The sequence below is a fragment of the Wolbachia endosymbiont of Drosophila mauritiana genome (genome assembly GCF_004795975.1).
Lineage (GTDB): Bacteria > Pseudomonadota > Alphaproteobacteria > Rickettsiales > Anaplasmataceae > Wolbachia.
The window spans coordinates 320136-338950 of sequence record NZ_CP034335.1 but is presented as its reverse complement, the minus strand read 5'-3'; the positions used below and the strand labels follow the sequence as shown (position 1 = coordinate 338950).

The 18815-nt window shown below is 34.4% G+C and carries 20 protein-coding genes and 1 pseudogene; 7 read left to right on the top strand and 14 right to left on the bottom strand.

Annotated elements, in window-relative coordinates; genetic code table 11:
• Positions 1-86: 86 nt before the first annotated feature.
• Positions 87-629, bottom strand: a complete 543-nt coding sequence (gene pgsA, locus EJB00_RS01770) for a CDP-diacylglycerol--glycerol-3-phosphate 3-phosphatidyltransferase (RefSeq protein ID WP_015588376.1) — start codon at positions 627-629, stop codon at positions 87-89.
• A 119-nt stretch (positions 630-748) separates the two neighbouring features.
• On the opposite strand from pgsA, the gene EJB00_RS01765 reads away from it, so the two are divergent.
• The 3 genes from EJB00_RS01765 to grxD are packed head-to-tail and all read left to right on the top strand — an operon-like array spanning position 749 to position 2665.
• Positions 749-2068, top strand: a complete 1320-nt coding sequence (locus tag EJB00_RS01765) for a malic enzyme-like NAD(P)-binding protein (RefSeq protein ID WP_015588375.1) — start codon at positions 749-751, stop codon at positions 2066-2068.
• Between the two features lie 38 nt (positions 2069-2106).
• Positions 2107-2325 carry a BolA/IbaG family iron-sulfur metabolism protein gene (locus tag EJB00_RS01760; protein WP_135352879.1) on the top strand — a complete coding sequence of 73 codons (219 nt, stop codon included), beginning with the start codon at positions 2107-2109 and terminating at the stop codon, positions 2323-2325.
• A 16-nt stretch (positions 2326-2341) separates the two neighbouring features.
• Positions 2342-2665 (top strand): Grx4 family monothiol glutaredoxin, encoded by a 324-nt coding sequence (gene grxD, locus EJB00_RS01755; protein ID WP_135352880.1) that lies wholly within the window; start codon positions 2342-2344, stop codon positions 2663-2665.
• A 136-nt stretch (positions 2666-2801) separates the two neighbouring features.
• Here the strand turns inward: grxD and EJB00_RS01750 are convergent, their stop codons facing one another.
• Positions 2802-3836, bottom strand: a complete 1035-nt coding sequence (locus EJB00_RS01750) for an efflux RND transporter periplasmic adaptor subunit (RefSeq protein ID WP_179943653.1) — start codon at positions 3834-3836, stop codon at positions 2802-2804.
• 264 nt (positions 3837-4100) lie between these two features.
• Between EJB00_RS01750 and EJB00_RS01745 the strand changes: the two genes are divergently transcribed.
• Positions 4101-4364 carry a hypothetical protein gene (locus tag EJB00_RS01745; RefSeq protein ID WP_135352881.1) on the top strand — a complete coding sequence of 88 codons (264 nt, stop codon included), beginning with the start codon at positions 4101-4103 and terminating at the stop codon, positions 4362-4364.
• Positions 4365-4840: 476 nt separating this feature from the next.
• On the opposite strand, the gene EJB00_RS01740 is transcribed toward EJB00_RS01745, so the two are convergent.
• The 3 genes and pseudogenes from EJB00_RS01740 to EJB00_RS06650 all read right to left on the bottom strand — a co-directional run bounded on the left by EJB00_RS01740 (position 4841) and on the right by EJB00_RS06650 (position 10197).
• Complete coding sequence (locus EJB00_RS01740; protein ID WP_135352882.1) at positions 4841-6124, bottom strand: hypothetical protein; 1284 nt, start codon at positions 6122-6124, stop codon at positions 4841-4843.
• A 157-nt stretch (positions 6125-6281) separates the two neighbouring features.
• A complete protein-coding gene (gene ppdK, locus EJB00_RS01735; protein ID WP_135352883.1) occupies positions 6282-8951 on the bottom strand; it encodes a pyruvate, phosphate dikinase in 2670 nt (889 codons plus the stop codon).
• A 305-nt stretch (positions 8952-9256) separates the two neighbouring features.
• Positions 9257-10197 (bottom strand): annotated as a pseudogene (locus tag EJB00_RS06650) (IS5 family transposase).
• 252 nt (positions 10198-10449) lie between these two features.
• Between EJB00_RS06650 and EJB00_RS06205 the strand changes: the two are divergent.
• The 3 genes from EJB00_RS06205 (at position 10450) to EJB00_RS01715 (ending at position 11875) form a co-directional block, all read left to right on the top strand.
• Complete coding sequence (locus EJB00_RS06205) at positions 10450-10593, top strand: hypothetical protein (RefSeq protein WP_167470139.1); 144 nt, start codon at positions 10450-10452, stop codon at positions 10591-10593.
• Between the two features lie 116 nt (positions 10594-10709).
• Positions 10710-11444, top strand: a complete 735-nt coding sequence (fabG, locus tag EJB00_RS01720; protein ID WP_006012309.1) for a 3-oxoacyl-[acyl-carrier-protein] reductase — start codon at positions 10710-10712, stop codon at positions 11442-11444.
• 95 nt (positions 11445-11539) lie between these two features.
• Positions 11540-11875, top strand: coding sequence for a TrbC/VirB2 family protein (locus tag EJB00_RS01715; RefSeq protein WP_006012302.1), 336 nt, complete (start codon positions 11540-11542; stop codon positions 11873-11875).
• 1 nt (position 11876) lies between these two features.
• Here the strand turns inward: EJB00_RS01715 and EJB00_RS01710 are convergent, their stop codons facing one another.
• From EJB00_RS01710 to rpsK, 9 genes are all read right to left on the bottom strand, one after another.
• Positions 11877-13166, bottom strand: a complete 1290-nt coding sequence (locus tag EJB00_RS01710) for a M48 family metalloprotease (RefSeq protein WP_135352884.1) — start codon at positions 13164-13166, stop codon at positions 11877-11879.
• A 71-nt stretch (positions 13167-13237) separates the two neighbouring features.
• Positions 13238-13891, bottom strand: a complete 654-nt coding sequence (gene ribB / locus EJB00_RS01705; protein ID WP_135352885.1) for a 3,4-dihydroxy-2-butanone-4-phosphate synthase — start codon at positions 13889-13891, stop codon at positions 13238-13240.
• A 3-nt stretch (positions 13892-13894) separates the two neighbouring features.
• Positions 13895-14389, bottom strand: coding sequence for a transcription elongation factor GreA (greA, locus tag EJB00_RS01700; RefSeq protein WP_135352886.1), 495 nt, complete (start codon positions 14387-14389; stop codon positions 13895-13897).
• Between the two features lie 9 nt (positions 14390-14398).
• Entirely contained in the window at positions 14399-15940 is a 1542-nt protein-coding gene (atpA, locus tag EJB00_RS01695) for a F0F1 ATP synthase subunit alpha (RefSeq protein ID WP_015588366.1), read from the bottom strand.
• On the bottom strand, positions 15937-16488 hold the full coding sequence (gene atpH / locus EJB00_RS01690) for an ATP synthase F1 subunit delta (protein ID WP_015588365.1): 552 nt from the start codon (positions 16486-16488) through the stop codon (positions 15937-15939). Before atpH ends, atpA begins: the two co-directional genes overlap by 4 nt.
• A gap of 38 nt (positions 16489-16526) precedes the next feature.
• On the bottom strand, positions 16527-16880 hold the full coding sequence (locus tag EJB00_RS01685) for a YraN family protein (protein WP_015588364.1): 354 nt from the start codon (positions 16878-16880) through the stop codon (positions 16527-16529).
• Positions 16881-16891: 11 nt separating this feature from the next.
• Positions 16892-17320, bottom strand: coding sequence for a 50S ribosomal protein L17 (rplQ, locus tag EJB00_RS01680; RefSeq protein ID WP_010404731.1), 429 nt, complete (start codon positions 17318-17320; stop codon positions 16892-16894).
• A gap of 7 nt (positions 17321-17327) precedes the next feature.
• On the bottom strand, positions 17328-18395 hold the full coding sequence (locus EJB00_RS01675) for a DNA-directed RNA polymerase subunit alpha (protein WP_015588363.1): 1068 nt from the start codon (positions 18393-18395) through the stop codon (positions 17328-17330).
• A 20-nt stretch (positions 18396-18415) separates the two neighbouring features.
• Complete coding sequence (gene rpsK, locus EJB00_RS01670; protein WP_015588362.1) at positions 18416-18802, bottom strand: 30S ribosomal protein S11; 387 nt, start codon at positions 18800-18802, stop codon at positions 18416-18418.
• Positions 18803-18815: the final 13 nt, after the last annotated feature.

Here is an 18815-nt window from a genome sequence, read left to right as displayed (position 1 = left end):
TTTATAAACTAATACATTATACAGGATTTTAACTAATCAGTCAATATTGTGAAATTATTAACCTTCTTTGTATACTCTTAAGCAATTTAGTCAATCTGTTTGATGCCAGCTAGAACGTAATTATAGCCTGACCACATAGTCATAACAGCTGCAGCCCATAAGCAAATCACACCTGCATATCTAATTTTCTCATAATCACTCATTATTAGCGCTACCACAGCAATCATCTGCAAAAATGTTTTAATTTTTCCAGCCTTACTCACAGGTAGGCTAACGTTTGTAGCTATCAAAAACTCCCGCATACCTGAAACTAATATCTCCCTACAAACAATTATAACTGACGGTATAATTGTAATATCATCTATCTTGTGCTTATAAACTAGCATGATTATTGTTGAAGCTACTACTAATTTGTCGGCAATTGGATCAAATAACTTGCCAAAATTCGATTGGACTTTCCATGCACGTGCTAAATAACCATCAAAAAAATCTGTAATGCACGCAAACATAAAGATCAATATTGTTATTAGATTTGCATATTTACTTTCTATATAAAAGCTTGATATTATTGCCGATATCGCGAGCGCACGAGAAATTGTTAGCAAATTAGGCACGTTTTTCTTAAGCATGTAAGTCACACTATTGGTAGATAAACTTATACAGAAGTACAGCAGAATTCACAAGCTAATAGTTGAATATTCATAAAAACCCCATATACTTAAAAAATTACTAACAATAAGCTCAAAGCATGAATAATGATTTAGATAACACCACAAAACAAGAAGCACTTAAGTACCATAATAAAAGTGGTAAACCTGGTAAGGTATCGATCATACCGACAAAACCCTTGTCTACACAGCATGACCTATCACTTGCTTATTCCCCTGGTGTTGCAGCCCCATGCCTTGCAATAGCTAAAAACCCTGAGGCTGTTTATGATTACACGGCAAAAAGCAATTATGTGGCTGTCATTTCAAATGGCACCGCAGTGCTGGGACTTGGCAATATCGGTCCTCTTGCTTCAAAACCCGTCATGGAAGGCAAAGCTGTTTTATTTAAGCATTTTGCTGACATTGATGCAATTGATATAGAAGTTGACACAGAAAACATAGAAGATTTCATCAATGCAGTAAGGTATCTTGGTCCAAGTTGGGGGGGAATAAATCTAGAAGATATAAGATCTCCTGATTGTTTTATAATAGAGAAACGTCTAAATGAGTTGATGGATATTCCGGTGTTCCACGATGATCAACATGGAACTGCAGTAGTTGTTGCAGCTGGTATAGAAAATGCCCTCGATATTGTTGGAAAGAAATTAAGAAATGTAAAGATCATCATGAATGGTGCTGGAGCAGCTGGTATTGCGTGTTTGGAAATACTGAAGTCTATGGGTGCTAAGAACATAGTACTATGTGATAAACAAGGAGTAATACACAAAGACAGAAAAGAGGATATGAATGAGTGGAAAGAAAAATATGCAATTGACAGTAAAGAACGTTCCTTGCTCGATGCCATAAAAGATGCTGATGTATTCATCGGACTCTCTGCAAAGGATGTGCTCAGTGAAGAGATGTTAAAAAGCATGGGTAAAGACCCAATCATTTTTGCTCTTGCTAATCCTGATCCAGAAATAAGGCCTGAGTTTGCAAAGTCTGTAAGGCCAGATGCAATAATTGCAACTGGTAGATCAGACTATAACAACCAAGTCAATAACGTAATGGGATTTCCTTACATATTCAGAGGAGCACTCGACGTACATGCAACGACAATAAATGATGAAATGAAAATTGCTGCTGCAGATGCAATAGCAAAGCTTGCCCGCGAATCAGTGCCAAATGAGATATCTGCAGCCTATGGCGGTCGTAAAATGAGCTATGGACGTGAATATATAATACCTACTCCATTTGATCCAAGATTAATTTCTATAGTATCTCCTGCTGTTGCAAAAGCTGCCGTTACCTCAGGTGTGGCAAGAAAGGAAATAGAGGACTGGAATGAGTATGCAAGTCAATTAAAATCTCGTCTTGCTAGTGCTCTCAGCACGCTGAATCTATTGTCTTCACAATAATCAATTGCATATTTTAGACTTATAATTAAAATAAACCAATGACTATTACAATTCACGAGTTAGGGAAAATTATCAAACAATCATTTCCTGATGCTGATATAAAGATTAAGGACCTTGCTGGAGATGATGATCATTATCATTTAAAAATAACTTCCAAGTGTTTTTCTGGAAAGACAAAAATAGAACAACACAGAATGGTATATAAGGCTCTTGAAGGTCAGTCTATACATGCATTGCAACTAGAAACTGGAGCTTAAAATTAAGGTGATATTTATGAACAACTTTGAACAAATAAAAAAAGACATAGCAGAAAACGATGTAGTGCTGTATATGAAAGGCACCTCTGACTTTCCTCAATGTGGATTCTCTGGACTCGTCGTGTCAATTCTCAAAAAATTGAATGTAAAATTTAAATGCATCAACGTACTTGAGAATGATGAAATACGTCAGTCCATAAAAAGTTTTTCTGATTGGCCAACAATTCCACAATTATATATAAAGGGAGAATTTGTTGGTGGCTGTGATATAATCCGCGAGATGTATGAAAACGGTGAATTACAAAATTTGTTAAAAGAAAAAAAGGTTGTTGCGGAGTAAGTTTACACAGCAAAGTGGCAAAATAAGATAGATAAAAACATAGTGTTAGTGTCCAGACACTGCCTTCTTTTCTGGGTTTCAGTGTCAGCTACTTGAATGACAGAACTCGATGTCATGAAAGTAGCTGACACTGGAGTTATACCTTATCACCAGGATTAACAAATAGATGACCCAATGTTATTAACTTTATAGGCTTACTTTCATTATTTGCGACTACCCAAACTCCATCGTCTTCATAATCAACAATTTCTATTGCTGTAAATACTACATAATTATTGTCATCAACAATCTTTATTCCAAGAATACCATCGTCATTTAAGCTTAAGGCTGAAGAAGGAATTTTATATGCAAATCTTTCACCTGAAGGGAGGCTTACACTAGCAGTCAGTCCTTGCAAGGATATAATCTCATTATCAGTTACCTTTACCTCCACTCTATAAGATCCAGTTTTAGGCTCAGCAATTTTACTAATAAAACTCACTTCACCTACTAATTCCCTTCCGTCTAGCAAATTAATTTGCGCTGCACTACTCAGTTTTATTTTATTTACTTCATTTTCTGAAACATACAACACTACAAGAACCTGATCAAAATTAACTATGTCAGTTATCTTATGTCCAAGATTAACAAAATCCCCTTCATTTACGTTGATCTTATCTACATAACCATCAATAGGGGATTTAATCGCAGTATTTTCTAAATCCAACTCTAGCCTTTTTAGGTCAGCTTTTGCACTCTGCAATGCAGTAAAAGCTGTTTCCACTTGTATCTGCGCTCCATAGCCTTTTTTATTCAATTTTTTAGAGGAATGATACTCAATTTCACGCTGATTTAATAAAGCTTTGGCTTTCTCAACTTGTGCAACTCTGTCATAATCTTCTATCTTTAAAATTACATCGCCTCTTTTTACTTTTTCACCATCAGACAAATAAATAGCAATAACTTGACCACTTGTTCTTGAGACAAGGCTTGCCCTATGCAAGGGATTTACTGTACCAGAAAAATTTAAATATACAGTGCGATTTTGTGGAGTATAATCCTGAGTTTTTACTGAAAAACTACTAGTTGTATCATCACTATGAACTGTTTGATCTTCTTTTAAAAACGTACTATTGATAAAAAACAGTAGAATAAGAACAATACTGGAAACGATGATTACTTTGTTTCTCATCTTTAAACAATAAAATTTATTTACCAACCTTGTTAGAAACAACTGCATAAATTTTCGAATCAGAAGTGTAAGTATAATACATCTATTGTCACTCTATAAACAGTTTTATGTGAGCAAATTTTTCTAAAATTAAGTAAGTTTGCTAAAATGCAATTTTAAATCAAGAAACCTTATCCGAAAAGTTATTATGTCAATATAAGAATTAACATTATATTAGCATATAAGTACTAACATGGTGTTAGTTTTATAATTAAGGAGCATATTATGACAAATCCTGTACTAAACCCTCCATTTCAATGGAAGGAAGTTGATTCACTTCATGATTGCTATAGAGAATGTGAAGAAAAGTCCCCAGGGTGGGCAATAGCAGAGCGAAATAAATGCCAGTGGTACTGTCATTTGAAAGATACTCATGGCTTATTTAAATCTGATTCACAAGAAGAGTCGACACCTATTGATATAAGTAGTACATTCAGAGAGATTGGAAATAAATTCTATGATCTTGCAGATTCAGTGTCTGTTCTATAGTAAAATAAAGGATCAAAGTTCAATTAGTAAGTCTACTTTTGTAGACTTACTCTCTCATATTGACTCAACTGCAGAGCTGAAGTGCTAATGCCTGAGCTTTTTTTTACTGACTTTCCGTATTTTCAGGAAGAGGAGACCCTATTAACTCTATCTTGGTCTGTTGTACCACAATGTTCGTACAGCAACTAAAAGGGTGTCATTCCAGCGCGTGACGCTGGAATCCATAATCTTTTCAAAAACTCAAAATTCCTGGATCCCACCTATTTATTTTCGGTGCTCCCTTTCTTGTCATTCCAGTGTCAGCTACTTGAATGACTCCTATTTATTTTCAGTGCTCCCTTATCTTGTCATTCCAGTGCGTGACACTGGAATCGAGAAAAGAAGCCAGTATCAGTTACTTTCATGACAACCATTTGTGTTTCTATGGTTGTATTTCTCTCTTCTACCTATTTTGCCACCCTGATGAGGATATATTATCATATATTTAAATAGGGTAAGCCCATCACTAAACGGGTATCCAATTGCTCAACACTATCAATTTTAATTTGTAAAGCATCCTTTATAAATTCATCAGCCTGTTTTATGCTCATCGTAATTATATATTTATTTTTTTGAATACGTGATGAATAGCTACATTTATGTAAGTCTAAAATTCCAACAAATCTGCTTCTATCATCTTTATAGTGAAAAATTACGTTAACACCCACAGCTTCTTCTTGATCATATTTAATATCAAGTTTTGGTTTATGGCCATAATTTGCTCCAATAATCCTTCTTATTGAGTGTTCTACTGCCATTTTTATTATTTGAGGATTACTGCAGTCTGAAACAGGCACTGATTTATAATCATGAGCAGCTACTTTAGCATAAACCGACTGGCTTTCTAATTTATCTGAGTATTTTTCATTAAATTCTTTTACCCTTTTAAAATGTCTTTCATATTGAGTCAACCCATCTTTTCCTTTTTTCTCCATCCTTTTCAAGAATTCCTCTACTGGCTCTCGTTTGGCTAGAGTAATTTTGCGTATAAGCGGAATTTGTTTTTTCAAGCTAATCCAATATGATAGGCAAACAACTTTTGCATCTTCCGAAAATAGACCTTCTAATTTTTTCACTGCATTGTATAAGTTTGCTGGTTCTGGTTTATAATGCCCACTATTATTGTCTATATAAGTTATTTTACCATTTACCACTTTCATTAAACCAGAACATAAAACTGGCCTACCACCTGCAAGAGTTGAATAACGATAAGCCCATTCGCTTTTGTTAACATTAATATGTTCATGAGTTACTAGCTTTCCGTCAAGCGTGATCACATAAGCTACATAACCTTTTTTACCCTTACTAATTTTATCAGTTGTATCATATAGTTTGCCTTTAAAGCCTTTTAACTTGTTACCTTCCACTTCTGGCATTAAGTCCACGTATAATTTTCCTTTATAAGGAATTATAGTATATTCTGCTTGGTCATCTGGAGTAAAATACTTAACCCTTGTATTAGTTCCAGGGATTTTTCTTCCTTCAACTCCAACTTCTGGAAACAAATTATATCGTGGAAAAAAATAAGTAAAATTATTCTCTATCCAATACAGAATCTTATTTATGATACCAAAAACTTTTCTATTACCTAAATCAATAGAGAGTTGCTGTTCTTTTGGTACTGCTAGATGATTGGACTTTGTACCAGATTTGCCAAATTCTTTGGCAGCATATTTAAACTTTTCTAGTAAATATTCCTTACGTTCTTTTGATATTGACATTTTTACCTCATTCACTACTATTTTATAGTATATTATTTTAGACAAAAAGTCAATCTTTCTTGAGATATTAAGAAAAAAAGTAGCAGCAAAATAGCTAAACTGACTTAGATTTATCGACAATTTGAAAAATCATCATTCCGCTACTTGTTAGCGAAATCTATGTTCGTACAATTGTGCTGCCCAACAAACTTATGCTAAGCTGTGCTGCCACTAATTTTGCAACCGGTACTCTATAGGGCGAGCATGACACATAATCAACCCCTGATTTGATGAAAAACTCTATGGACTGTGGATTCGCTCCATGCTCTCCACATATACCAAGTTTAATTTCTTTTCTGGTTTTTTTGCCCCTTTCGATAGCTATTCTGATTAATTCCCCTACCCCTTCGACATCTAGCACCTCAAAGGGATCGTTTTTGAATATGTTGCTTTCCTTATAAGAATCGAGGAAATTAACTGAATCATCTCGTGAAAGTCCCATAGTTGTTTGTGTTAAATCATTAGTGCCAAAACTAAAAAATTCTGCGTGTTTTGCGAGTTTGTCAGCAATAAGTGCTGCTCTTGGCAGTTCTATCATCGTTCCGATTGAATAATTCACATCGAAATTTTTAGCTTCTTTCTTTACTAACTCGCATATCAGAACAAACTCTTTCTCGCTAATGATAAAAGGAATCATGATTTCAGGTTTCACTTCTATCTTCTTTTCTTTCCTTAATTCACTTGCAGCACGGAGTATTGCCCTAATCTGCATTTTATATATTTCAGGATGAGAAATAGCAAGCCTACACCCTCGATGGCCAAGCATTGGATTTTTTTCTGATAACTGTACTATTTTATTTTTTACCGATTCAACTGACTTATTCAGTGATCTGGCGATTTTTTCTATAATGGATTGATCATGAGGTAAAAACTCATGTAGAGGTGGATCAAGTAATCGTATAGTGACTTCCTTGCCCTCCATAATAGAAAACATTTCTTTGAAATCAGACTTTTGCATTTCTTCGAGTTTATTTAATGCATTTGCCCTTTCATTTTCATCATCAGCTATTATCAATTTTTGAATGAATTCGATTCTATCATTAGCAAAAAACATATGTTCTGTGCGACATAATCCTATACCTTCTGCACCAAATTCTTTTGCAATTTTTGCATCTTTTGGAGTATCAGCATTCGCTCTCACCTTCACTGTTTTGATTTTATCTACCCAGTTAATTATCGTTTTGAACTCTTGCGATAATTCAGGCAAAACTGTCGGAAGAATACCAAGCATAACCTCTCCTGTTCCTCCGTCGATGGTGATTGGTTCACCTTTATTTATTTTTATATCCCCTATAGAAAGGTATTTTCCATCTTTATCAACATAAAGTCCACTTAGACTACAAATACATGGTTTACCCATTCCACGAGTTACAACAGCGGCATGCGAGGTCATACCTCCCCTCGCTGTTATTATTCCACTTGCAGCATTCATTCCATTAATATCTTCAGGACTCGTTTCTGATCTTACCAAAATTACTTTTTTACCCTGCTCTGCAGCTTTTTCAGCATCACTTGCACTGAATACTATATATCCAGAAGCAACACCTGGAGAAGCTGGCAGTCCTTTGCCTATTACTTCTTGATCGATTTTAACATCAAGAACTGGATGTAATAAATTGTCAAAGGTTTTTGGATCAATTCTCAATATTCCTTCCTCTTTTGTAATCGCTCCTTCGTTTACCATATCAACTATTATGCGAATAGCAGCTTCGGCTGTGCGCTTGCCAGACCTAGTCTGCAAAATCCATAACTTACCGTCCTGTACAGTAAATTCGATATCCTGCATGTCCTTATTATGCCTTTCAAGTTTTTCACATACCGTGCATAATTCCCGGTAGACACTTGGTAGCAACTTCTCCATGGTACTTTCTTGCTCCCCGTCAATTGGCATAGGAGTATAAACACCAGAAACCACATCCTCACCCTGAGCATTAACTAAAAACTCACCAAAAAGCTTTTTTTCTCCAGTTGAAGGATTCCTTGTAAATATCACACCAGTTGCTGAATTATCATTCAGATTGCCAAAAACCATTGCTTGTACATTAACTGCAGTTCCAAGATTTTCAGGAATATTATTTATTTTTCTATAGGAAACAGCTCTATCATTTTGCCAAGAAGAAAACACTGCATTTACTGAATTGAGTAACTGTTCTTCAACGTTCTGCGGGAAATTTTTTCCTATTTCCTCATATACTACATCTTTGAAATCATTAACAATCCCCTTTAAAACATCAACATCAAGATCAGCTAAGCTTTTTGCTCCTCTCTTTTGCTGTTCATTATCAACAACATCTTGAAATAGGTGATGGTCAAGCTGTAGTACAACATTCGAGTACATCATAATGAAACGACAGTAGCTATCATAGGCAAAACGTTCTCCACTTTTTTTTGCAAGACCAACAACGGTTGCATCATTTAGGCCAACATTTAGGACTGTATCGAGCATGCCCGGCATTGAATTCACACTACCAGAGCGTATGGAAACTAATAAAGGATTATTTGAATCCCCAAATTTACAACCGATGTCACTTTCGAGCATCGCCATGTAGTTTTTTATCTCGTTACGTAGATCACAAGACAATTCATTATCTTGACAATAGGCCTGACAAACAGCAGTGGAAATTGTAAAACCAGGTGGAACAGGAATGCCAATGTTACACATCTCTGCCAGATTTGCTCCCTTCCCTCCTAGTAGATTTCTCATTGCTGCATTGCCTTCACAGTTGCTTTGGCTAAAGTAATATATTAACTTTTCTTGCATTTTTTTCGGATTTTCACTAATACACATACTATTCTAATAAATTTGTCGGGCAGGAGTAATAAATTTTGTAAAATTCAGCACAATTAAATAGCCTCTTTTCCTTTCATTCTAGTGTCCCTATTGTCATTCAAGTATTCTTTCTTGTCATCTCAATGACCTCTATGATGTCATTCCAGCGCATGACGCCGGAATCCAGTTTGTCCATAACCTCACCAAAAACGTTGTGTTTTAGCATAATTTTGTGCTCAATATGCTTATTTGTAGTAAAGACTCCTGGATTCCAGCAGGCTTTGTTGCACAGCTCTTCGGATAGTGGGTAATGTATAATAAATTCATGAAGCTATATCAAACTTAGCCATGCCTATTTCAGTAAATTTGTTAAGCAAATAACACTTGAGTAGCAGTTCCTTCTCACGATTAATCTCAGATTTATTCCTAAAACTAAATCCAAATATTTGCTTCAGTCGCGAGAAAAAACTTTCTATATAAGATCTCTTCCAATAATTTATCTCTTTTTTCCACCTCTTCATACCATCTTCATCATATGACTTTATGAGCTTGATTGTAGAATTTCTCTCATTCATATAATCCAACTTTGGATGCTCTACTGCATTATTTTGCGGAGGAATCCTTGTCTTTATGTCAAGCTCATCGCACAGTTTGTATAACTTCTTTCGATCTATCTGCATATATCGTGCTTATGTTATACTTGGTATCCACTCTTTCAATAAGATCACAGGCTCCATAGTGGTCGGAATAAACTCCACTACTGTATTTTGCAGCTATAACTTTTTTACTACCTATCTCCAGCATTACATCTTGTTTGCTCATAGCGGCGATACTTTATATCTGTACCATTTGCCTTACTATGGCCTGGAATATTATTGTAGATGCTGATACCTGTACTATCTATAGCAATTTCAATATCTTCCATATCGTTCTTATCAACTCTGCAGTCGTTGATTTTGATATTAAGCTTTTTAAACCTTCTTGAAGCCTGCGAATAGCTGATAATTTGCAAAATTTTCCCTATTTGCTCAAGATATTTCTCTATAAATCCCACTGTTTGCCTAAGACCAATCCTGAATAGATAAGTTATTATGTGAATTAGAATCACTACTTTGTCGCTGTAGACATTGTTGCCACCTGCTACTTTTGGACTATTTTCGTACCAATTTTCAATGGCATCGTTGATATAATGAAAAACATTTCCCCTTTCTTGAAGAAATTTGTTATATTCATTGCAGTTACTGACTTTCATTCTTATTGGCATATTTTTCCTTTGTCGGCTAAATATCTATTTTATAACAAATTCCATCAGTAACTGCCTGTTCTTTCCTTGAGTGGTGCAACAAAGACATTCCAGCATCAAGTGCTGGAATGACACCGTCATACCTGTTAGAGTATGAATGTAGCCTTATCTCACACTCCTGTCATCCCAGTGCCCAGACACTGGGATCCAGAAGATTGATCAAGTAATAAGAACTAGTCACGCGCTGGCTCTCTTAAATTACTTTAGCTATAAGTGTTAAGAAATTTACCAATCAAAAAAAGGCAAAAGAATCCACATGGTGTTGATTTTATTACTGTAATTGATAATGTGCTAACGCTTAAACGAAGCGTGTTTAGGCTGAATAGAAAAAATAAAAAAGGCATGCAGCCGCCATAATTTCGCCAATAAATACAAGATTTATCAAGAAGCTTCTATTAAATGAAAGTTATGCAAAAAATCTATTGCAAGTCTTTTAATATTCTGTTAAGAGCTGAAGCAATATAAAAATTATTATGTTTGGATTAGAGAATAAGAAATTTCTGATTACTGGTGCATCAGGTGGAATAGGCCAGGCAATTGTAGAAATTATGCATAAGGCCAGAGCAACTTTATGTATTTCTAGTACAAAAAAAGAAGTACTCGAAGAAGTTGCTAAAAAATATGAAAAAAACATTCACGTACTTCCTTGCGACTTATCAAATTCTGAAGAGGTAAATCAACTAATAAATAAAGCAAGTGAGTTGATGAAAGGCTTTGATGGGCTCATATGCAATGCAGGCATTACACAAGACAGTTTATTACTAAGAATGACAGATGAATCATGGCAAAAGGTGATTGATATTAATTTGAGTTCTACATTTAAGCTAAATAGAGAAGCATGCAAGAAATTAATTAAAAATAATTGGGGAAGAATCATAAATATTTCCTCAATAGTAGGATTGACAGGAAATGCCGGGCAAGTAAATTATGCAGCATCAAAAGCTGGAATAATAGCTATGAGCAAATCTATAGCAAAAGAAGTTGCAAGTCGCGGTGTAACAGTAAATTGTGTTGCTCCTGGATTTATAGATACTAAAATGACTGAAGTTTTAAATAAAGAACAAAAAGAAAAAATATTAGATAACATTCCAATGAAAAGAATGGGAACAGGAGAAGAAATAGCAGCAGGGATATTGTTTTTAGCAAGTGATGAGGCAAAATATATAACGGGGCATGTGCTTAACATCAATGGTGGGCTATTTATGTAGCAACACTTATTTATGGACAAACTATGAGTTTTACCCTAAAATAAATATATATATGAATTTAGATTCACACTGGTTTATTACTTGGAGGCAAAAGAATGAGCTATATAATAAAAAAATTTTTTAATGCTTTATGTATAGTGCTGTTTCTCTCTTTTTCAGATTATGCAAATGCTGCTAATGATATAGATGATACAACTGCCCAAGTAATATGCAATATTATTGGTTATATTTGGGGAATAGGTGGGCCACTTATGACTGTAGTCATAATAGGTGCAGCTTTGCTTGCAATATTTGGTAGAATGCCATGGCCAGCTCTCTTTGCCTTGGGTATGTTTTGTGGTGTATTTTTTGGCGCCAAAACGATTATAATGAAAATTATACCCAATATAAGTACTGAAGTAAAAGATACGTTGGATAAATGCGGAAAATAATCTAAAAATAAGTGTGTTTTTGTGTGTATTGTTCCTTCATATCCTCAATTTGCAGCAAGCAAGAGCTATCTTTCGGTAAAGTTTTAATAGCTAACTCAGCGTACTTCATAAATTTCTCTAAATTACCTTCAATACAAGCCTTTTTCGTCAAAGCAAAATAATACATTGCCATATCAGCGCTACGTTTATATGCAATACTTAAATGCTTCCAGACAAAGGCATTATTTGTTTCTACGTTTGCAACCTGCTCTAGGTAAAAAATTGCCTTCTCTATTTCACCGTGTAATAATAAAGTATGAGATAACGCAAGTTTCACTAAATAGTTATTCTTCTCAGATAAATATCTAAGTGATTCTTCATACATTTTTATTGCTTCACTTAAATTTCCAGCTTTGTATAAAATCTCTGCTTTTAATTCATATAAGTACGGATCATTGCGTGACTCTTGAATCAATGAATTAACTTTAGTAATAGCCTCTTCTATCTTTCCTTGCCTATAGTGAATTACAGCATTTACATAATTAGAACTACCTTCATATTTATTAGATAACACATGAATAGGGGTAAAAAAAGAGTCTAGCTTTGCAACCATACGCTCAAACTTCAACAACTTATCTGCAAGGATTGGTTTTATATTATTTTTAACCTTATAATTCTGTACAGCAAATATACGTTTATCACTAAGTGGGTGAGTGCGAAAATACTCTTCAGTGTTTTCATGCTCAATACTCTTAAAATAGTCAAAAATCTCTTTCATACCCAAATTATCATAGCCAGATTCATCAAGGTATCTTAAAGCATAGCTATCTGCTACACTCTCTTGCTCTTGGGAATAGTTAAAAAACAACCTCGAACTAAGCGTTACACCACTAAGCAAGATTGCACTCGCAACCTGAGGGTTAATAACAATACTAGAAACTAATCCTACCATATAACTAATCATTGCTATTGATTGAAAATAACCTACAGCACTACTCATTTGTAATACATGACCAGCAGATATATGAGCAATTTCATGTGCTAATATACCAAGTAAGACATAAGGTTCAGTCGAATATTGTAAAAGCCCTAAATGAATGAAAATGCTATTATTGTTAATTACAAAAGCATTAATCGATCTATCATCAACTATAAAAACTTTTATTTTATCATTATCAATACCCGCAGCAGAAAATAAAGGTTGCGCTAGATCCTTCACTACCGCTTCCACTTCACTATCTCTAATAATACTAACAGAGTAAACGCTATTACAGTATACGAAGAAAAATAGTAAAACAAAAAGCTTAGACATGGAAGTTCCTTATTCGTATAACTTTTAGGAATCTTACATTTTAACATTTAAACTATACGAATTTATAAACGCTAGTTTAAATTTTGAACGTAACTGATAAGTTTATCGATGGTAGTTAACTTAATTTTGTGTTGTTCAGCAAATTCAAGCAACTGGGGTAAGCGCATCATAGAGCCATCATCATTCACTAATTCACACCCTACAGCCGCATGACTAGATCCAACCAATTTTGCTATCTCAACACTTGCTTCAGTATGACCGTTACGTGCTAAAACCCCGCCCTCACTTGCAATAATAGGAAAAACATGACCAGGGGTAATAATATCATCCTTAGTACTTTTTCCATCAATAGCGGTAAGTATCGTATGCGTTCTATCATGAGCAGAAACACCCGTTGTAATACCATAACGAGCATCGATTGACGTAGTAAATGCAGTGTGAGGAATAAGTGCTTCATCTACATTACTTCTCTTCATAAATTCAAGGTTAAGTTTATTCATGTAAAACTTTGTCATAGCTAAAAACACAATACCAGTGCCATACCTAACCATAAAAGCAATATGTTCTGGTTTCACCTTTTTAGCTAAAACAACCAAATCACCTTCATTCTCTCTATTTTCATTATCAACTAAAATGAATAATTTACCGGAACGCACATCCTCTAATATATCTTCCACAGAAGAAATGAGAGACAGATCAATTGAAGGGTAAGCTGCTTGTACCATGATTTACTTAAACTCAATCTTAACTATTTTATACAATTTCTCTCCATTTGGCACTATCACTTCCACATACTCACCAACTTTTTTGCCAATTAAAGCACTACCGAGTGGTGAATCCGTAGAGATCAACTGCTTTGAAGCATCAGCTTCATACCCACCTACAATCTTATAAACATATTCTATTTCACTGTTATCATCACTGAGCATGCTTACCGTAACAGTTGCACCAAACATTACTGTATCACCAGACAAATTTTTTACTTCTATCACTTCTGCATGTGAAAGTTTACTTTCTACCTCAATTATACGGCCTTCAATAAAACTTAATCTCTCCCGTGCTGCATGATATTCTGCATTTTCGGATAAATCGCCTTGATCACGAGCATCAGAAATAGCCTGTATGATAGAAGGTTTTTCTTCCTTTAATTTCTCAAGTTCGACTTGCATACTCTCAAAACCTTCCCTTGTAATAGGAAACTTGTTAACAATGGATGAAGTCATAATCACCGCCTAAACGCAATTAAATTGAGTGACAAAATCACTCACAATACCAAGAATATCATCTTTTATATCATCATTCATGTCACCTGACAACTTTTTTAAAACTCCAGGGTGAACAGTTTGAAAATAATTGATAAGATCACACTCGAATCTATTGATGTTGCTCACCTGTACCTTACTTAATTGACCATATAGATTAGAAAAGATATACATAAGCAATACTTGCTCCTCTATTTGCATAGGTGAATACTGTTTTTGCTTTAATAATTCAATAAGGTATTTACCTTTGTTTAAGGACAATTGAACAGTAGCATCAAGATCAGAACCAAATTTAGCAAAGTCTTCCAGTTCTCTATATTGGGCCAAACTCAGCTTTATAGAACCAGCAACTTTTTTCACAGATTTCAATTGTGCAGCAGAGCCAACCCGAGAAACCGATAAACCTATATTCACTGCAGGGCGAAATCCTTTGTGAAACAATTCAGACTCAAGAAAAATTTGTCCATCGGTAATTGAAATCACATTAGTTGGAACATATGCAGATACATCACCAGCCTGAGTCTCAATAATCGGCAAAGCAGTCAAAGATCCCCGTCCTTTTTCATCAGACATTTTGGCAGCTCTTTCAAGCAAGCGAGAGTGTACATAGAATATATCTCCAGGATAAGCTTCACGACCAGGAGGACGTCTGAGCAATAAGGACATCTGCCTATATGCCACAGCATGCTTAGATAAATCATCATATACCACCAAGCAATGCATTCCATTATCACGGAAAAATTCTCCAATAGTGCAACCGGTATAAGGTGCTAGAAATTGCATAGGCGCGCAGTCAGATGCGCTAGCCACAACTACGGTTGTATACTCTAATGCTCCACTTTCTTTTAGCTTATTCACCACTTTTGCTACTGTCGAAATTTTTTGTCCAATAGCAACATAAACACAGTAAATTTTTTGATTTTCATTTACCTCATCATTAATCTTCTTCTGATTGATAATAGTATCAATCGCAATAGTGGTTTTACCAATTTGTCTATCGCCAATAATTAATTCACGTTGCCCTCTACCTATAGGAATCAACAAATCTATAATTTTAATTCCTGTCTGCAGAGGTTCATGCACAGATTTACGGTCAATAATACCTGGCGCTTTAGATTCTATATACATTCTGTTCTTGGCTCTAATTTCTCCGCCATCGTCTATAGGATCGCCTAATGCATTTACAACTCTCCCTAATAATTCATGACCTACAGGCACCCGTACAACATCACCACTACATTTTACAACGTCCCCTTCTTTTACATCACGGTCATTGCCAAGCACAACTATTCCAGCTGTATCATGATCTAAATCAAGAACTATTCCTTCTACACCGCTTGCAAAAGATACCTTTTCACCAAACTTTGCTTTTTCCAGCCCATAGACTAATGTGATACCATCCGTTACTGAAATTACTTCACCTATATTTTCTCGTTTTATAGGATTATCAAATGTCTCAACCTTCTCTTTTATTATGTTTACTACTTCAGAGGCATTTATGCTATTCTTCATATACAATTCCTTATTTTCAACATTTCCATTTTACTCAAATCAACCAATCTATCCAAATAACTCTTAAGCGAAGCATCAATCAAGTTAAAACCATACCTAACTACAAAGCCACCTAGTATAGAAGGATCAACCACATTACTAACTTTTATTATTTTACCAAGAAAGTTCAAAGATTCAGTAATTATTTTTATATCAGGTTTCTTTAAAACCTCTGCTGATTTTATAGTAATTTCCAATTCGTTTTCACTTTCCCTTACAAGATTTAAGAATTTTTCTAATATAAGGATTAATAAACGGGAGCGCTTGTTTGCAAGTGTAACCATAATAAATTTGACTAAATTTTCACTCAAGTTCTCATTTATAGAAAGTATCGCTTCTTTTTTGTGCAAAAGAGAAACCATAGGATGAGATAGATACACAAAAACATCACTTTGATCTTTAAAAAAAGCTAACAAAAATTCTACTTCTTTTCTTATAATACCTAATCTGCTTCCTGAAACATGAAACAGTGCTCTAGCATAAGATGAAACTAAATTATTGTTTTTCATATTAAATTACCTATTCTAGTAAATCTAAGTTATTTAAGCTACCATTCCTCAATCCAAGCATTTTTTATATAAATAGGTCTTCTCCTTAAGGAAAGAAAACATAAATCATATCTGACTGAATAATCTAAAAAATCAAGATTTTTACTTAAGAAATATTTAGAAGAATTTATAATAGACTGACACTGAAAATGAGATATCGGTACTTCTTTTCCAAATAAACTTGTTTTAACTTCTATAAAAATCAGCTCCCTTTTTTTAGATACAATTAAGTCAATTTCACCCAACCTACAACGGAAGCGACGTTTTATAACATTATAGAATTTCAGCTTTAAATATATCGAAACTAACAATTCTCCAAAGTAACCTACAAAATAGCGTAACCTACTTACCATAAAAAGAATAATTAGCTTTGTGTAACTACTTTGCTTCCTTTTTTATTTTTACTATAAATCTCACCTTTTGCTGAAATATCTCTATCAACTAGCTCTATCACTGCCATTGGAGCGCAATCACCCTTTCTAGTACCAAATTTTATTATTCTAGAATATCCACCTTTACGGTCTTGATAACGATTAGCTAGAACGCTTAATAATTTATCAACTACTAACTTACTATTATGAAGACGTGAAAGCAAAAGCCTTCTACCATGTAAAGAATCGTTATTCTTAGCAATTGTAATAAACTTTTCCACATATGGACGAAGTGCTTTAGCCTTTGGTAAAGTAGTTACAATCTGCTCATGATTAATTAACGAGATAGATAGATTCTTTAACATTGATAACCTATGCTCGGTACAACGAGACAGTTTATTTTTCTTTATTCCATGTTTCATATACTACCTAATCCTCATCAGTATGTTGTTTAGCCAGTTCATCTATATCCTTAGGCGGCCAATTTGGTATATTCATACCCAAAGACAAACCTGAATTATTTAAAATTGCCTTGATTTCATTCAAAGATTTTCGGCCAAAATTAGCAGTTCTTAACATTTCAACTTCCGTCTTTTGCACAAGATCACCTATATAAGTGATATTTTCATTTTTCAGACAGTTATGAGATCTAACAGATAATTCCATTTCATCTACTTTACACAATAGAACAGGATCATAGCCCAAATCTTTAGCACCACTAGACAAAGAAACCTGCGATTTTTTATAACTCATATCAGAATTAATAAAAGGCTGAAATTGCTCTTGTAATATTCTTGCAGCATAGTCAATAGCTTGACTTGGAGAGATTGTACCATCAGTTTCAATTGACAATATCAGCTTATCTTTATCAGTAACTTGACCAACACGACTATTCTCTACTTTATATGAAACCCTCTCAACAGGACTATATAAAGCATTAACTGGAATAAAACCAATTAAATCTTGTTCATTCATAGATTTTAAAAATTCATTTTCTTTATATTTATTTACAGAAAGATAACCTTTTCCACTAGCAACATATATAGTAATGTTAAGCTCCACATCTTGACCTAGTGTACATATCACCAAATCTTTATTAATAATAGAGCATTGGTCATCAGTTTCTATCATTCCAGCTAATACTTGACAAGGCCCTTTAGCGCTCAAATTTAAGCACTTATTAGACGTATTATTTAACTTACATCTCAACATGCCCATATTTAATGCTATATCAGTTATGTCTTCCCTAACTCCTTGGATCGAAGTAAATTCATGATTCATGCCTTCAATTTTTATTCCATAAACAGCACTACCACGAAGAGAAGACAACATTACACGCCTTAATGCATGACCCAACGTTAAAGCAAAACCACTTTCCAAAGGTTCTAGAACTATATCACTTTTTTTACTCGAATCACCTAATATTACCTTAATTGCATTAGGCTTAGTTAATCTATCTAAATTTCCACAGAAAGAAACATTATCACTATAATACATACAAAAACCTTCCAAATATCCTATACTCTTCTTTTTTTCCTTAATCTACACCCATTATGAGGTATCGCCGTTTTATCTGCAATTGAAGTGACAGTCAATCCACAACTCCGAAGTGCTTTAACTGCAGCTTCTGCACCAAAACCAGGACCACGAATTATTACAGAAACAACCTTCATACCAAATCTCTCTATTACTTTCTTCGCAGCAGAATCGGCAACCTTACCTGCAGCATAAGGTGTGGATTTTCTCGAACCAGAAAAACCACATGCACCAACAGAAGTCTGGTAAAGCGTATTACCACAAACATCAGTCACATTTACAAAAGTATTATTAAAAGTTGCACGAATATGGACAATACCAGTAATAAACCTTTTTGTATTCTTACCAACCGTTTTAACTTTTTTCATAAAAACTCACGAT

What these genes read in the sequence shown, in the direction of transcription:
- EJB00_RS01745 (WP_135352881.1), top strand. Translation starts at nt 4,101, where the DNA reads ATGACAAATCCTGTACTAAACCCTCCATTTCAATGGAAGGAAGTTGAT.
- EJB00_RS01765 (WP_015588375.1), top strand. Translation starts at nt 749, where the DNA reads ATGAATAATGATTTAGATAACACCACAAAACAAGAAGCACTTAAGTAC.
- EJB00_RS01715 (WP_006012302.1), top strand. Translation starts at nt 11,540, where the DNA reads ATGAGCTATATAATAAAAAAATTTTTTAATGCTTTATGTATAGTGCTG.
- ribB (WP_135352885.1), bottom strand. Translation starts at nt 13,891, where the DNA reads ATGGTACAAGCAGCTTACCCTTCAATTGATCTGTCTCTCATTTCTTCT.
- EJB00_RS01750 (WP_179943653.1), bottom strand. Translation starts at nt 3,836, where the DNA reads ATGAGAAACAAAGTAATCATCGTTTCCAGTATTGTTCTTATTCTACTG.
- EJB00_RS01710 (WP_135352884.1), bottom strand. Translation starts at nt 13,166, where the DNA reads ATGTCTAAGCTTTTTGTTTTACTATTTTTCTTCGTATACTGTAATAGC.
- ppdK (WP_135352883.1), bottom strand. Translation starts at nt 8,951, where the DNA reads ATGTGTATTAGTGAAAATCCGAAAAAAATGCAAGAAAAGTTAATATAT.
- rpsK (WP_015588362.1), bottom strand. Translation starts at nt 18,802, where the DNA reads ATGAAAAAAGTTAAAACGGTTGGTAAGAATACAAAAAGGTTTATTACT.
- greA (WP_135352886.1), bottom strand. Translation starts at nt 14,389, where the DNA reads ATGACTTCATCCATTGTTAACAAGTTTCCTATTACAAGGGAAGGTTTT.
- grxD (WP_135352880.1), top strand. Translation starts at nt 2,342, where the DNA reads ATGAACAACTTTGAACAAATAAAAAAAGACATAGCAGAAAACGATGTA.
- pgsA (WP_015588376.1), bottom strand. Translation starts at nt 629, where the DNA reads ATGCTTAAGAAAAACGTGCCTAATTTGCTAACAATTTCTCGTGCGCTC.
- rplQ (WP_010404731.1), bottom strand. Translation starts at nt 17,320, where the DNA reads ATGAAACATGGAATAAAGAAAAATAAACTGTCTCGTTGTACCGAGCAT.
- atpH (WP_015588365.1), bottom strand. Translation starts at nt 16,488, where the DNA reads ATGAAAAACAATAATTTAGTTTCATCTTATGCTAGAGCACTGTTTCAT.
- EJB00_RS01760 (WP_135352879.1), top strand. Translation starts at nt 2,107, where the DNA reads ATGACTATTACAATTCACGAGTTAGGGAAAATTATCAAACAATCATTT.
- fabG (WP_006012309.1), top strand. Translation starts at nt 10,710, where the DNA reads ATGTTTGGATTAGAGAATAAGAAATTTCTGATTACTGGTGCATCAGGT.
- EJB00_RS01740 (WP_135352882.1), bottom strand. Translation starts at nt 6,124, where the DNA reads ATGTCAATATCAAAAGAACGTAAGGAATATTTACTAGAAAAGTTTAAA.
- EJB00_RS01685 (WP_015588364.1), bottom strand. Translation starts at nt 16,880, where the DNA reads ATGGTAAGTAGGTTACGCTATTTTGTAGGTTACTTTGGAGAATTGTTA.
- EJB00_RS01675 (WP_015588363.1), bottom strand. Translation starts at nt 18,395, where the DNA reads ATGTATTATAGTGATAATGTTTCTTTCTGTGGAAATTTAGATAGATTA.
- atpA (WP_015588366.1), bottom strand. Translation starts at nt 15,940, where the DNA reads ATGAAGAATAGCATAAATGCCTCTGAAGTAGTAAACATAATAAAAGAG.